9 protein-coding genes and 1 riboswitch are annotated in these 14,761 nt (G+C 46.8%); of the genes, 6 read left to right on the top strand and 3 right to left on the bottom strand.

Annotated elements, in window-relative coordinates:
• The first annotated feature begins 179 nt into the window (after positions 1–179).
• Positions 180–2,111: an acetate--CoA ligase family protein gene (locus H6H02_RS14705; RefSeq protein WP_190818969.1), complete on the top strand. Its 1,932-nt coding sequence runs from the start codon at positions 180–182 to the stop codon at positions 2,109–2,111.
• A gap of 636 nt (positions 2,112–2,747) precedes the next feature.
• Here the strand turns inward: H6H02_RS14705 and H6H02_RS14700 are convergent.
• Positions 2,748–4,010, bottom strand: coding sequence for a pentapeptide repeat-containing protein (locus H6H02_RS14700; protein WP_347342612.1), 1,263 nt, complete (start codon positions 4,008–4,010; stop codon positions 2,748–2,750).
• 382 nt (positions 4,011–4,392) lie between these two features.
• Positions 4,393–4,620: riboswitch (cyclic di-AMP (ydaO/yuaA leader) on the top strand.
• Between the two features lie 106 nt (positions 4,621–4,726).
• Here H6H02_RS14700 and ntrB point away from each other — a divergent pair.
• From ntrB to H6H02_RS14680, 4 genes are all read left to right on the top strand, one after another.
• Positions 4,727–5,584: a nitrate ABC transporter permease gene (gene ntrB / locus H6H02_RS14695; protein WP_190818967.1), complete on the top strand. Its 858-nt coding sequence runs from the start codon at positions 4,727–4,729 to the stop codon at positions 5,582–5,584.
• A gap of 226 nt (positions 5,585–5,810) precedes the next feature.
• Positions 5,811–7,217: an ABC transporter substrate-binding protein gene (locus H6H02_RS14690; RefSeq protein WP_190818965.1), complete on the top strand. Its 1,407-nt coding sequence runs from the start codon at positions 5,811–5,813 to the stop codon at positions 7,215–7,217.
• 115 nt (positions 7,218–7,332) lie between these two features.
• The gene (locus H6H02_RS14685) at positions 7,333–8,172 is read left to right on the top strand and encodes an ABC transporter ATP-binding protein (RefSeq protein WP_190818963.1); all 840 of its coding nucleotides are present in this window, start codon (positions 7,333–7,335) and stop codon (positions 8,170–8,172) included.
• Positions 8,173–8,308: 136 nt separating this feature from the next.
• On the top strand, positions 8,309–9,061 hold the full coding sequence (locus H6H02_RS14680) for a universal stress protein (RefSeq protein WP_190818961.1): 753 nt from the start codon (positions 8,309–8,311) through the stop codon (positions 9,059–9,061).
• A gap of 370 nt (positions 9,062–9,431) precedes the next feature.
• On the opposite strand, the gene H6H02_RS14675 is transcribed toward H6H02_RS14680, so the two are convergent.
• Positions 9,432–9,632, bottom strand: a complete 201-nt coding sequence (locus H6H02_RS14675; RefSeq protein ID WP_190818959.1) for a chlorophyll a/b-binding protein — start codon at positions 9,630–9,632, stop codon at positions 9,432–9,434.
• A gap of 1,493 nt (positions 9,633–11,125) precedes the next feature.
• Between H6H02_RS14675 and H6H02_RS14670 the strand changes: the two genes are divergently transcribed.
• Positions 11,126–14,269 carry an MFS transporter gene (locus H6H02_RS14670; protein WP_190818957.1) on the top strand — a complete coding sequence of 1,048 codons (3,144 nt, stop codon included), beginning with the start codon at positions 11,126–11,128 and terminating at the stop codon, positions 14,267–14,269.
• Positions 14,270–14,339: 70 nt separating this feature from the next.
• On the opposite strand, the gene H6H02_RS14665 is transcribed toward H6H02_RS14670, so the two are convergent.
• Positions 14,340–14,651: a chromosome segregation ATPase gene (locus tag H6H02_RS14665; protein ID WP_190818955.1), complete on the bottom strand. Its 312-nt coding sequence runs from the start codon at positions 14,649–14,651 to the stop codon at positions 14,340–14,342.
• Positions 14,652–14,761 lie beyond the last annotated feature (110 nt).

Below are 14,761 nucleotides of genomic sequence, written 5' to 3'. Positions count from 1 at the left end.
ATTTTAGAGATTTGGGCATTGGCGATAGTAAATGGTGAAAAGACAATAAATCATTCACTTAAATACAAAGGAGTTAACTTGACTCTGTCCTTTGATAGCTGAAAAGGCTTGGTAATCGAACTAGGCTCAAGTAAGCAAATCGCCAAGTTAAAAAGGGTGTTTAAAAACGGGAGATACTCATGAGCAGAGAGATAATGACCGATGCAGTCCGTGTCAATGCTAGAAAAACGGATGCATTCGATATCTTTAATTTCAAACATTACATGGGGCCAAACCCGTATTTGGAAACGGGAGCGCTAATATTCGACTTCGCTCTGACTGAGTACACACAACCTCCAGCGATTAGCGATTATGTATCGATTATTGGCGATCGCTATCCCCATCTGCGCGATGAAACCTACGAATCTCATGCCCATCTGTTCGCTCGAACCGTATCAGAAGTCGGAAAGCTGGACATGGGGCTGCACCTTAAGCGCTGGAGTATGAAGCCATTTCCGGCTAGCACAAAGATTGCTGTAGAATCACTTCATGCACGCACCAGTCGGGCAGTTGTTTATTGCGTATGGGATTGGTTTGAAGCGATCGCTCTCGGTAAAGACTTTCGGGTTGAAGATCAGTTCAAGGCGATGCAGGATCAGTTCCGCTACTCAGTCTACGGCGGGCCGACAGTCTATGCTCTGTGGCGTACAGCTCACGAAAAAGGAATTCCCACTTTTTATTTGTGGGACGAAGGACTGGTTCAATATGGCTATGGAAAAAAGCAGATTCGCGGGATAGCAACAACCTTCGACTGCGATAGCCATCTGGATTCGGACTTCACCACTCGCAAAGATGACTGCAAAGCTTTCTTAGGTACCTTAGGATTCCCTGTTCCCCAAGGTGATATCGTCTTCTCCGTGGAAGACGCTCGCGCAGCTGCCAGAGAGATTGGCTATCCCGTAGCTGTGAAGCCGGTAGTGGGTCACAAAGGAATTGGGGTAACGGCTGATGTGCAAGATTCAGAAGAACTGAAATATGCCTTTAGTAGAGCAGTCAGTGCCGTTCCTAAAGACCAGCCAGTCCGGATCATTGTCGAGAAAAGCTACAAAGGGACAGATTTTCGCTTACTCTGCGTCAATGGTAGATTCGTCGCCGCGACAGAACGCCGCGCCGCATCAGTTGTAGGTGATGGACGCTCGACGATTGAGGAACTGATCGAGCAGGAAAATCAGAAGCCAGACAGGATAGATACACCAACGTCGCCGATGGGCAAGATCCAGTGCGATGAAGCGATGGAAATGTACCTAGAAGAACAGGGATTAGGGCTGGATAGCGTGATTGAAAGCGATCGCATCGTCTATCTTCGTAAAGTTGCCAACCTATCCGCTGGCGGCTTGAGCATCGATAAGACAAGCACGGTTCATCCTGACAACATTATCCTGGCGCAAGACATCGCCCAGCATTTCCGGTTGACTTGCCTCGGTATTGATGTCATCGCCAAAGATTTATCCAAATCTTGGAAGGATGGCGAGTTCGGCATCATCGAAATCAACGCCGCCCCCGGCATCTATATGCATCTTAGACCTGCCGTTGGTGACAGCGTCGATGTACCTTCCCATATTCTGGAAACCTTCTTTGAATCCGCTGAAAACGCCAGAATACCACTCATCACCTTCAACCGAATCTCAGTTCAAGAACTTCAAGAAGTCATTGACGATATTCTGATGAGACACCCCGACTGGACAATTGGCGCAGTTTGTCGGGATGGAGTTTTCGTCAACCGTTCCCAGAAAAACTTGAACAAAGATTACAACAACAACGTTCAAAACCTACTACGGAATCCCCATCTCGATCTGCTGATTGTCGAGTACAGAGAAGACGTACTAGAGGCAGATGGGATGTTTTACCACGGCAGCAATCTTGTCATCTTGGATAATCCTACGGAAACTGAGATGATGCTGACGAGAGACATTTTCCACGACTCTACCGTCGTGATTAAAGAAGGAGATACTATCTCCATCCGCTCTCATGGGTTGCTTGAACAGTACCAGCTTGGCTCAGCCGAACCTTTTTCGCGGGTTTATCTCAAAGAAATTCCGAAAATTTCACCTGAGTTTGAAGTTAGACACTAAACCTTTTGCAAAAGTCTCTGGAAAACACAAGCCAGCGGAATTCTCGCAAAACCCCTCTCCGGTGCCTAGAGGGTCTTTGAAGAAAGAAGGTAGAGGGCGAAGCATTGGGTTAACAAAATTGCTCGTTTTTGTGCTTAAGGTATCGCCTAAATGCTTCGCCCCTACAAGATTCCAGGAGATATGGGTAAGGCATCGCCCTTGAAGGGAAGGGGCTGTTCTTGTTAAAGCTGGGAGCGCTGCTTCCGTAGCTGTGAGCAATTGAGGGGTTCTTATTTTCCACTACTGGCACGCCCCCTGGAATCACTAGGGACGGATGAAACGGGATAACAACGATTCATCTGAATGGGAATGTCTGTCTGGATACCAAAGTTGCTAATCTAGTACCGTTGATAAAAAAAGCGGCTAAATAATCAAATGGAAAATATTGACTGGATAAATGTCAGTGCAGGCGGGATGGCGATCGCTATTTTTATCGGTGGATTGACCATGATGTTTACGGATATCTGGACTCGCAAAAAAAAATAATTGAGCTCGTCTCTGAGTGAATCCCGCGATTATCTATCTATAGAAGCGGCTCATTGCTAATAGCGTATTTACTACATTCGCATCTGCACTTCTCGCACAGCGCTTGAAGCTTCATCGCGCCTCTATTTCTAAGTTAAAGAAATTTCCTTGCGGGGCGTGGGCTTCTGTCAGGTCAGCACCCTTGAGCAGCGCCCGACTCAAATCCACATCCGTCAAGTCTGCCCCACTCAGGTTGGCTCCCCTTAAATCGGTTCGCGTCAAGTCTATCCCTCGCAGGTCAGCTTCACTTAAGTTCACCTGATTCAAGCTAGCTCCGGTCAAGTCTACTCCTCGCAAGTCGGATCTACTTAGATTCGCTCCTTTCAAGTCGGCTCTCGTTAAGTCTACTCCTCTCAGGTCAGCCTCACTGAAATTCACCTGCTTCAAAATAGCGCCCGTTAAATCCGCCCCTCGCAAGTCTGCCTCGCTCAAGTTGGCATCATCCAGGTCAGCTTTCCTCAAGTTAGCTTTGCTTAAGTCTACCCCCCTCAAGTTGGCTCCTCGTAACTTTGCCCCTCGCAGATTTGTCGCCCTCAAGTCGGCTCCGCTCAGGTTGACTCCGCTCAAATTAACCCCAGGTAACGATACACCCGCAGCAATTAAGTAAGCTCCAGCTTCACTAGGGTCAAACTCGTAGGGAAATTGAGTCTCTTGCGTGTAGACAGCTTTGTCGAGAATGGCTCCCCTCAGCTTGGCTTTACTCAAATCGGTTCCGACTAGATTGGCACCCGCCAAGTTAACATTCTCCAAGTTTGCCCCGGCTAGATTTGCCCTCATCAAATTTGCCGCTTTCAAATCGGCTGACTTTAAATAAACCCCACTAAGATCGACTTCGCTCAGGTTGACACCGATGAGCGATGTGCCAGAGGCAATCAAGTAAGCCCCGGCTTCCTGAAGGTCAAAGTCTGGAGGGAATCGAGTCTCTTGATTGTAGACAGCCTTTTGCAAGATAGCCCCTCTTAGCTCGGCTGCACTCAAGTCCACTCCCACCAAGTTCGCTCCAGCCAAGTTCGCGTTTTCCAGGTTAGTCCCAACCAGATTTGCCTTTTTCAAGTTGGCTCCACTCAAGTTGGCTGCCGTTAAATCGGCTCCAATCAGGTTGGTGGCACTCAAGTCTGCTTTCGTCAGGTCTGCCTCACTCAGGTTTGCTAAATTGAGACAGGCTCCACTCAAATTTGACCCATTCAGCTTTGCCTCTGTAAGGTCTGCTTCTATTAGGTCTGCATAACTGAGATTCGCCTCGCTGAGGTTTACCCTCCGGAGGTCTGCGCCTCTCAGATCCTTCCCCTTGAGAAAAGCTCCCCTGAGTTCAGTTTCTTTCAAGTCTACAATCACGGCGTCTGCCCCCTGGGTTTGTGCCCCCTTAGGTATTGGCTATTCAAGTCAGATCGAATAGGTTTTTCCCCGCTCGGATTTTCTGGAAAGGGTTTGAATTTTTTCAGCACTTGCACAATAACCGTTTTCGACTCTGCCTTCGACTCTTAAGTTATTATTCCCAGTGCTGAGCAGGTGATTACTAATCATACGACAAGTAAAACTTTTCACTCGCGTGCCGATCGAGGGCAGATGGGGAAGCCACCCAACATCGCTTCATATGCTCTTCAAGACAGGTCGTAAACTTACTGTGAGCCTGATGGAGAAGCGATCGCTTCATGCAGCTATGCCTTCGGAAAGGTGGCATCGCTTAAAAATGCGTGTTAAGCTGATCCATTAAATCCGAGTAAGTCAGCCTAATTCAGCGTCTTAGCAAGCGATCGCTCTGCATAAGCGCTGGAACGGAGGAACCAATTAATGGGGCGTATCTCTGCCAGGAAGAAGGCAGAAGGTGAAAGGCAGAATAAAAATCTTTATTCATCCTTTATCCTTCATCCCTTATCCTTCAGATGAAGAGCATCTCTCAGCTCTAGCCCGTCAGCTAACTTCGTAGGCATTGAGAGGAGACTGAAGAGTCAGCATTTTTCATTTTTTGAAATGTTCTGAACTCGTCAGTGTCCCGGCTGGTACTGCTCTCCTTACTTGTACCTGAAGAGTGACTCTGAGGAGCTTCATAAATGATATTGCAGCTGAATTTGTCTGCGATCGCGGTTGCTGGACAGGTAGCCTGGAAGCGGGCAAAACCCGTTTTGCTGCGGGATGTTGTCGTCCTCCCCGCCCTGGGGTTTTTAGGAATTATCGCTCTGTGGTGGATTGTTGCCCTTTTCAAGCATGAATTAATCCCAACTCCGCCAGAAGCGTTCGTCAGGAACTTAGACTACATCGTGAACCCATTCTACCGACGCGGTCCTGGCGATCTAGGGATTGGTTGGTTACTACTGGCAAGCATTCGACGAGTAGTGCTGGGATTTTTGTTAGGTGCAGTTGTTGCCATTCCCGTTGGATTTTTGATTGGGATGTCCAAGCAAGCAATGTTGGCGCTCAATCCGATGATTCAGATTTTTAAGCCGGTATCGCCACTCGCTTGGTTGCCGATTGCGTTAGCAATTTTCAACTTAGCAGATCCGTCAGCAATTTTTGTTATCTTCATCACCTCTTTATGGCCCACGATTATTAACACTGCCCTCGGTGTTTCTAGCGTTTCCAAAGATTATCTTGATGTGGCACGGGTGTTAGAAATGCCCCGTTGGCGACGAATTACTAAGATAATTTGGCCTGCCAGTTTGCCTTATGTATTCACAGGTTTACGGATTAGTTTGGGGATTGCTTGGCTGGTCATTGTCGCTGTAGAAATGCTTACAGGTGGCATCGGGATTGGCTTCTTTGTCTGGGATGAATGGAGTCGATTAAACCTAAGTTCAGTATTTTTGGCAGTGATAGTGATTGGACTGACAGGACTCCTGCTGGACTATGCCTTAGGCAGAATTGAATCTTTAGTTACTCACCGTCGCCCTAGGGCAACAAGCGCCGAATAAATTTTCTGTAAGCCTCTGTTGGAGCAAGGATGATTCGCTCCAACAGAAATCGGTAGCGTGAGCGGGATTTACAGGCGTCGGGGTAACGATGAACCCTCAAACGAGTGGGTTGAGAAACGTAGTACCTACGACGTCAATTTTTCCGAAAACTCATTCGCAGTAGTCGCTCAACCCTAGTGGCTTGAGCGGGGTGGAAATGGAGCGCGAGGAAGCGGGAGGACGACTTATGAGTGATACCACAAACTGGACGCGACGAAAATTTCTAGAGAGCATGGGTGCCACAGCAGCAGGAATGGCACTATCGTCTTGTGCGATTAGCGGCGATCGCTCTGCGAAAGGACTCACTGAAGAATCTGCATCCATCAAACAAATCGTAGAGCCAGGCTCGTTAGAAAAATCCGATCTAACTATTGGCTACGTGCCGGTGAATGATTGTGCGCCTTTTGCGATCGCTTGGAAAAAAGGATTTTTCCGCAAGTACGGTCTCAACGTCCAACTTAACCGGGAAGCTAGCTGGGCAACCTCTCGTGACGGCGTAATTTTTGGTCGCACGGATGCCGCCCCTGTTGTCTCTGGTGCCGTTACCAACGCCAGAATCGGTGCTGAAGGCGCACGCCATGCCCCCCTATGTGCCGCCATGACCATTCACCGACACGGCAACGCCATGACGATGAACCGGAAAATGTGGGATGCGGGTTTGCGTCCCTGGCAGGACTATAACGGCGACTTAGAAGCCTTTGGGAAGGATTTCCGCAGCTACTTTGAAAAACAGCCGCGAGAACAACGAGTTTGGGCAGTTGTTCTCAGTTCCGCCATTTACGAATACTTCGTCCGCTACTTATCCGCCGCCGCCGGAATCGATCCCCTGAAAGAGTTTCGCGTCATCATCGTTCCCCCACCGCAAATGGTGACGAACGTGCGGATGGGGGCAATGCAAGCCTACATGGTCGCAGAACCTTGGAATACCCGCGCAATTACCGGAAATGAAGGCATTGGTTTTACCTTCGCCCAAGGCAAAGAAATTTGGTCGGGACACCCAGATCGACTGCTGGGGGTGATGGAATCTTTCATCAAAGAAAATCCCAAAACTTATCGTTCTCTCGTCAAAGCGATGATTGAAGCTTGCCAGTATTGCGGCAAGCCAGAAAACCAAGAAGAAGTGGCAACACTCATTTCCGAGCGTTCCTTTACGGGTGCCAAACCCAAATTTACTCGTCCCGCAATTGTTGGCGAATATAATTATGGCGGTTTTGATAATCAAACTCGAATTGCCAAAGCGGATGACACTACGATTTTCTTCGATATCCCTGGGAGCATTCCCAAACTTCCTGGAGAACATTCGACATTTCTCTGGCAATCCCAAGGTCTCTGGTTAATGACTCAAGCGGCTCGTTGGGGACAAATAAAAGAATTTCCAAAAAATGCTGAAGCACTTGCCAAACAAGGCTGGAGAACCGATCTCTATCGAGAAATTGCCGCAGAAATGGGCATCGAGTGTCCCCAAGAAGATTACAAAGTTGAACCACCGCAAGCATTCATTGACAAGAAAGGTTTTGACCCCAGCGATCCAGTTGGATATCTCAATGGTTTTGAGATTCGGGCGAACCGTCCCACTCGTTTCTTCCTTTCCTAATTCGCCGCACTTGCTACAGTTCAAAGAGTTCGGCTGAGTCTTATTTTTTAGAAACAGCTAATCTCGTTTATACCTTCAAAATTATCAAGAGTTCGTCCCAAGAAGGAGCATGAGTATGACTAAATCCACCTCATTATCAACGGATGCCAATAATCAAAGTGTCAACCGCCCTGGATTTCTGGAGATAGAAAATCTTCGCAAGTCCTATCCCACAGCAGATGGAGGTGAATTTGTTGTCTTAGATGGAATTGATCTAAGTGTAGGTGAAAACGAATTTATTTGCGTAATTGGTCACTCTGGCTGTGGTAAATCAACACTTCTCAAAATGGTTGCCGGGTTAGAAAAACCGACTTCCGGTTCAGTGCAATTAGAGGGTAGAGAAATTCGTAAACCTGGTGCCGAGCGCATGATGGTGTTTCAACACTATTCACTGCTGCCGTGGCTGACGGTCAAAGAAAATATCCGTTTGGCGGTAGATGAAGTGCTTAAAAAGGCCTCTCGTGCTGAAAAAATTAGCATCGTCAACGAACACTTAGCAATGGTCAATTTAACAGCAGCCGCTGACAAATATCCCGATGAAATTTCTGGCGGGATGAAACAACGGGTGGGGATTGCTCGTGCCCTGGCAATTCGCCCCAAGATGTTGTTGATGGATGAACCTTTTGGGGCACTCGACGCCCTAACCAGGGGGAAATTACAGCAGCAGGTACTGCATATTTGGGAACACCAGCGGCAAGCGGTGATGATGATTACCCATGATGTAGATGAAGCGTTGTATATGTCTGACCGAATTATCCTGATGACGAATGGTCCCCACGCGAAAATTGGGGAAATTTTGGACGTGCCTTTTAAGCATCCACGCGATCGCCAAGCCCTCCGCAACTCCCGCGAGTATTTTGACCTGCGTAACCACGCTCTGAATTTCCTAGATCAATATTTCAATCAAGACGAGTAGACGATCCATTGATCCATTGTTTATTAAAGAAAAAACAACTGGGCTAGAAACGCAATCAATTGCGTTTCTACCCAACTAGAAACCCTTACTTTAGCTGTGAAGAAGTTAGCCTAATCACTTCAGGAGGTTTGAGTTTGTGAATATTAAGTCAATGCTAGCCCGTCTTGAAAGCGCAATGGGTCGCCAGGATGTCGTTGAACAAATGGTGTTGCTGCCAGAGCCAGCTTCCTCCGCTTCCAAGCGGGTGAATTATGCTAAATCAATTAACTTAGTCGTAGGCTATAATCGCTCGCCCAGCAGTCAAACCGCTCTGGATCTTGCCCTATGGATTGCCCATCAAACCCGTTTAGTTACAAAGGCGCAGGTCACAGTTCAAGTTGTTTATGTTGTCGATGAAGATCAAAGCAGTCATTGTCCACATATCTGCAACGGGGATAATGCTAGAGACTCTTCCATCCAACAGTTTTCCCTAGAGTCTCTAGAAGCATCGGAAGTAAGGTGTGCTACACCTGTTTTAACTCAACCGACCCCTGTGGAACTAGCCGCACGCGCCCGAATGACGGAGATAGATCCTTCCTATTTCAGGGCAATTTTCTATCAGACGAATCCCTTCGAGCAAGCAGATCGGATCTTATCGCAAGCCCGTTGTCTGGCTGAAGAATGGCGAGGTTCTTTCAAAGCTCATCTACGGTTTGGTTGCGTTGCGACAGAGCTGAGAAAAGTTGTTGAATTAGAAGCTGCGACTTTATTGTTGCTAGGCTGTACCTCTGTTAATCATCCAGTTGTTAAAAAACTAGGTTTTAATTTTCCTTGCGCGGTGTTGGGTATTCCCACCATCTTGAATTCGGCAGATGCTTCAAATTGCTCTTCAGATTTCCAATCCGTTTAATCGTTGAGCGGAAATCTTCCAATGTGAAAATTAGAGACAAACAATAGGAGTTCAAATGGTTTTGATTTGTCTCTATCATTTACCGATACCTGAAAAAACACTATTCGTGATTACTTAAAAGGTTTCTATCGCAGTTCTAGCTGATTGCAGGTAGGTTATCTCTATTCCTGAATCCTGTTAGCGATCGCGTAGCGCACAAGGGTGTAAATGCGCTCACTTTCCTTTAGAAGCTAAGGAAGAGAAGAACCAAAGCGAATTTCAAAAGCTACAGCAAAAATAAAAAAGCAAATGCATCAAGAAAGTTGCTCATTTCTTGATGCATTTGCCTTTTTATTTTTTCAATCAGATATTGAAATAAAAATTCTAAAAATTAGTACTGAATCAGATGGAGTACATCACGAACCACGCTATAGCCACCCAGATCCCACAGGAGATAAGCAAGGAATCCGATCATCGCAAAGCGTCCGTTCCATAGCTCAGCTTGGGGATTCCATCCAAACAGGAAACTATTGCGATCTTTGCCGTTGTAAGCGCTAGCAACAGGAGGTAAATCGGTAGGGCGAGTTTGCATTGTTTACATTCCTTAATGTTTGATTGCCCTTTTATCCTACCTATCGACAAATACAGCGGTTTCTGTCTTTAGACACAAACTACACACACTTCTAATGGGTGATGAAATAATTTTTTAAAAAAAAGTCAGTCTTTAGGCAGAGGGTACTCAAGTATCCTGTGTCACTCTTTAGGTGAAAGCTTCCAAAAGGTTACGAAATGCAGTAAGCTGAGGCATCTTGGAGAACCTGCACTAACATCCTGCATTAGCGATACTGTCGCTAATGCTTCATAATATTATGTTCAGAATGAGCTTTTTTGTCCGAATATTTGTCATTTTCTCAATATGGTTCGGATAAGATGATTCGTTGGGTTGCATTAAGCTCTTTAAAGATTGGGTAAGAAACCTCTGTCGGGACATGGCAATGCTATCTCCCTGTGGAACGCGAACATTAGAACCGCCATAGATTCCTACTCAACTGAGAAACGGTAGAGATTATAGAGACTCCATAAAGAACCTCTATAAAAGGAAAATTATCGCGTCTTTTTCTAACCGCATCAAATTTGCCCCTCTGGGGCTTTCGTTTCAAGGGATAAAATTATTCCTTTGCCCTTAAAATTTTGCTTTGTGTGTTCAGGTAATACAAGTTTCAATACATCTGCTAAAATTCTCAAATTAGCAAAACTCAAATAACTCATAAATGGCTGCTGGTAATCTTAGCCAATAAACCTTGAAATTAACGGTGGAAATATGAGGGTAATTCTATTAAATGAATTCATTTGTATAGAATATGGGCATTTAGGGAGAGTAAAAATAACGTAATTCTATTCTACAGATATCGAGAATAACTGATAGCTCCGTAGATTGCGCTTGCATCCATCTTTAGCAAATGACAGCTTACTTTATGACTCAGAAGTAATGCCGGAGGGGTGAATTTCTAATCAATTTCTTGGGTTCATAATATTTTTATACCGATAGAGGCTTGCATAAAATCATCTGATATATTAAGGTTTTCGTTAGCCTAAACCTAGAGCTAAGCGTCTGTAGCTTTTGATTCAGTTCTTAAAATTTGGATAGAAGATAAACTTTCATTAAAGGTTATTGTTCCAGCCGTTAAGGTCAACTGTGGGTTGTGGCTTCGGAGCAGACCGCCTAGGGAAAGCGGCTTATCAAAAGAAGCGGCAGCCTATTTTAGGAAAAAGGTCTGCAAGTGTAGTTTCATTGCTCGTGGTTTTTTCCCTTACCTCTCTCCATCCTGCCATAGGTATACATTTCAGACCTCAGGAGGATGCTTTGCAGTGACCGATTCGACGATTCTGACGTACAGAGAGGAGTTAGGCGACACATACAGAGTTACTACTTAAGTAGATGAGTACAAAGAAACCAGAAAAATAATTACCCGTTTTTTTTGACAAACGGGTGTTTCAGAGCGTGGTCTTTTTTGCAGATTTTGACCACTCAACATAGCTTAATTTATAATTTGCGACGGAATTTGCTTTGAGGAAGAAAATATCATGTTTGAGAGTACGGGAATACTCATGGGAATGTACAAAACCCTATTCTGGATAGCTCAAATTACGCCAGTCGATCCAACGGTGAATACGCCAGAACGAGCGGCACTTGTATTTTCAGGACCAGAGTTTTTTGTAGCACTGATTGCTGGGGTAGTATTAGCCTTTGCTTTGCAATTACTGTTAACAAACCTCTCAGTTGCCGCCGGGATCTCTTACTTGGGGCATCAATCAGATTCGAGTTCTAGTGATAATGAATCTGGCAGCTTGGGCGGGACAATTCGCAAAATAGGGACAGCAGTCGGAATTTGGACGCTGGTGACTGTCACCATTGCGTTAGCGATCGCGTGTTTCCTGGCGGTGAAACTCACCCTGGTTAGCAGTAGCGGTTTAGGTGCCATTATTGGTTTGGTAATTTGGGCAACCTACTTCTGCCTGCTATTTTGGGTAAGTTCAACGACAGTGGGATCGTTAGTGGGTTCAGTCGTTAACACTGCAACCAGTGGCTTCCAAGCAATTGTTGGCACAGCAACCGCAGCCATAGGCGCACAAGCGGTCAACAATCAAGTTGTATCAACCGCAGAGGCGGCAGCAGCAGCAGTGCGGCGAGAACTGGGATCGGGAATCGATCCTGCTAGCATCCGCGAAACGCTGGAGGATTATTTAGGCTCCTTGCGTCCCCCGGAACTCGATATGCGAAAGATTCGGGGTGAATTTGAAAGATTGCTGAGCGATCCTCAACTAAAAGCGATCGCTAACACCGACAATCTCCGCAACATCGACCGCCAAACCTTTATAAATTTGGTAAGCGATCGCACAGACCTCTCAAAACGCGACATGAACCGCATCGTCGATCAACTCGAAGGCGTGTGGCGGCAAGCTGTGGGAGCGCGAGAGCAACAACCAGATCGGATGGGCGAACTGCTCAACTATCTGAAGTCTGCACAACCTGGTCAAGTGAAGTCGGATGATATCAACGCCAAACTCGACCAGCTGATTGCAGAGATGCGCGACTCTAAGAAATCCGATCAAAAATCAGCTGACGAAGCAGCTCCTGGCCCAATTCAGCTAACCGTTCAGCAGGGTTTAACGACCCTCATGGGATTGGCAATGGGACGCACGGATCTCTCAGATTTAGATGTGCAAACCATCTTAAGTTCACTCTCCAAAGCTAAAAACAAAGTAACCGAGCAAACCGACAAACTAGCGACACAAGCAGGAGTTAAACCAGAACTCCCCTACAGCACCATTCGAGCCGATGTAGAAAACTATCTGCTCAACACCTACTCCTGGCAGATCACCCGACCAGGACTCAACCGGGAATTCAAAGAAGTTATCTACGATCCCCAAGCCGATCCGGGGACAATTCGCCGCGAATTAGAGCAAGTAGACAGGGGATATTTTGCCAACCTGCTGCAACAGCGGGGCGTATTTACCCAAGACAAAATCAACGACATTGCCGATCAATTAGAAGGTATCCGCCAAGAAGTTTTGGTGACAGTCCGAGCAGCTGAGGAAGAAGAAAAGACGCAGGATCTGCGTCGCCGAGTGGAAGAATATATCCAAACGGCTCCCACAACTGAACTGACTGCACAAGGCATCAACGACAATTTCAAACGGGTGCTGGAAGATTCAGATGCCGACCACGACACACTTGAGCGTCGCCTTGCTTTGTACGATCGCTATGCTTTAATGCAATTGCTCCGGGGACGTACAGACATTACCGAGGCACAAGCCGATCAAATCAGTACCAATTTGGAACAATCGCGCGATCGCGTCCTAATTGAATCCCAAGCCTTGCAAGACCGGGTAAAATCCGAAACAGAGGCGCTGTGGGTGAATTTAGAGTCCTATCTGCGGAACACAGGTAAAGACGAACTGAATCCGGAAGGCATCCAGCGGGATCTAAAAACTCTCCTTTCCGACCCGCAAGCCGGACTATCGGCGCTACAGGCAAGGGGTTCTCGCTTTGACCGCGATACCTTAGTCCAGCTACTAAGTCAGCGGCAAGACTTGAGTGAAGATCAGGTAAATCAAATCATCGATCAGGTACAAAATTCTTGGAGCAACGTTGTCCATGCACCGCAAATGGTCATGGATAAAGCCAAACAGCAGGTAGACAAAACCAGCACTGCTCTAACAGAATACCTGCGAAACACAGGCAAGGATGAACTGAATCCCGAAGGCATCCAGCGGGATTTGACCAGACTGCTCTCTGATCCCAAACAAGGTGCGACCGCACTGCGGCAACGTCTCTCTCAAGTAGACCGCGATACCTTGGTGAAGCTACTGAGTCAGCGGCAAGACCTCAGCGAAGATCAGGTAAATCAGATCATCGATCAGGTGCAGGGTACGATCAAAAGCATCGTCAGAGCGCCCCGTCGCCTTGCCACCCGGACGCAGACACAAATTCAGGATTTCCAAAGCACCCTGGAAGACTACCTGCGGAATACTGGCAAAGACGAACTCAACCCAGAAGCAATTAAGCGCGATTTGCAGTTGTTGCTGCACGATCCGCGCACCGGAGTTGAGAGCATTACAGATCGTCTATCCCACATCGATCGCGATACGATGATCTCCTTGCTGTCGCAACGCCAGGATATCTCCGAGGAAGAAGCTGCTCGAATTGTGGATCAAGTCCTCTCGGTACGCGACCAATTTGTTGAGCAAATTCGCAGCATTCAGCGGCGAATTCAAAGCACGATTGACGGCATTTTTGCCCAAATTCGCAACTACCTCAACTCCTTGGATCGCCCGGAACTCAACTATGACAGCATCAAGAAAGATGTTCGCCAGTTGTTTGACGATCCGCAAGCTGGGTTTGATTCGCTTAAAGATCGGCTGTCCCATTTCGATCGCAACACTCTGGTTGCCATTATGTCTTCCCGCGAGGATATCTCCGAGGCAGATGCGAACCGACTTGTCGATCAAATTGAAGGCGCACGCAACAGCGTACTGCAACGAGTGGATCGCCTCCAACAGCAAGCTCAAAGCCGCTTAGACGAAGTGAAGTATCAAGCGCAGCGACAAGCGGAAGAAACCCGCAAAGCTGCTGCCTCTGCTGCTTGGTGGCTGTTTGGAACTGCGGCAGTTTCAGGTATTGTCAGCGCGATCGCTGGCGCTTTAGCCGTCGCCGGAGTCGATTAAAAGTTACCGATTTTCTTTGCTAATCCATAAACGTAGGGGCAGGATAACAATCCTGCCCCTACTGTTTTTTTTAGAATCCTAACATCCGATTCACTTGATCGGAGGTTAAGGGTTTAGGCGAAATTTTGGGATCGTAGTCAAGCTGTCGCAAGCGATCGCGCAGAGCTTTAAAACTCGTCGTCTCCAGCAATACCAAATTCTGATAGACAGATTCTTTTGGCATTTCCACTCTTAAAATCACGTCTTGTAGCTTCTCTTGTTCTATCGCGTGTAAAATTTGCTTGCAAAATAATTCACGCTTCGACACCTGAGTTAATGTCACTAAATACCAATTTTTTTGGACAGGAACATTCGGTGAATCATCTTGAGGTATGTTCTGCACGGGTATAGATTTAGGGATATTGGGTAACGGCAGATTGATGGAGTGCTAGGGACACGGCACAGCAGCGCCCCTACTAAGAAGAAACTCTGGCTTCACCCATTTATAAAAAT

It is taken from the genome of Coleofasciculus sp. FACHB-1120, assembly GCF_014698845.1.
GTDB lineage: Bacteria > Cyanobacteriota > Cyanobacteriia > Cyanobacteriales > FACHB-T130 > FACHB-T130.
This window is presented reverse-complemented; position numbering and strand designations above follow the sequence as displayed.

Excerpts from the sequence above, each read along its gene's own strand:
- ntrB (WP_190818967.1), top strand. The coding sequence starts at position 4,727 with ATGATATTGCAGCTGAATTTGTCTGCGATCGCGGTTGCTGGACAGGTA.
- H6H02_RS14670 (WP_190818957.1), top strand. The coding sequence starts at position 11,126 with ATGTTTGAGAGTACGGGAATACTCATGGGAATGTACAAAACCCTATTC.
- H6H02_RS14690 (WP_190818965.1), top strand. The coding sequence starts at position 5,811 with ATGAGTGATACCACAAACTGGACGCGACGAAAATTTCTAGAGAGCATG.
- H6H02_RS14705 (WP_190818969.1), top strand. The coding sequence starts at position 180 with ATGAGCAGAGAGATAATGACCGATGCAGTCCGTGTCAATGCTAGAAAA.
- H6H02_RS14685 (WP_190818963.1), top strand. The coding sequence starts at position 7,333 with ATGACTAAATCCACCTCATTATCAACGGATGCCAATAATCAAAGTGTC.
- H6H02_RS14675 (WP_190818959.1), bottom strand. The coding sequence starts at position 9,632 with ATGCAAACTCGCCCTACCGATTTACCTCCTGTTGCTAGCGCTTACAAC.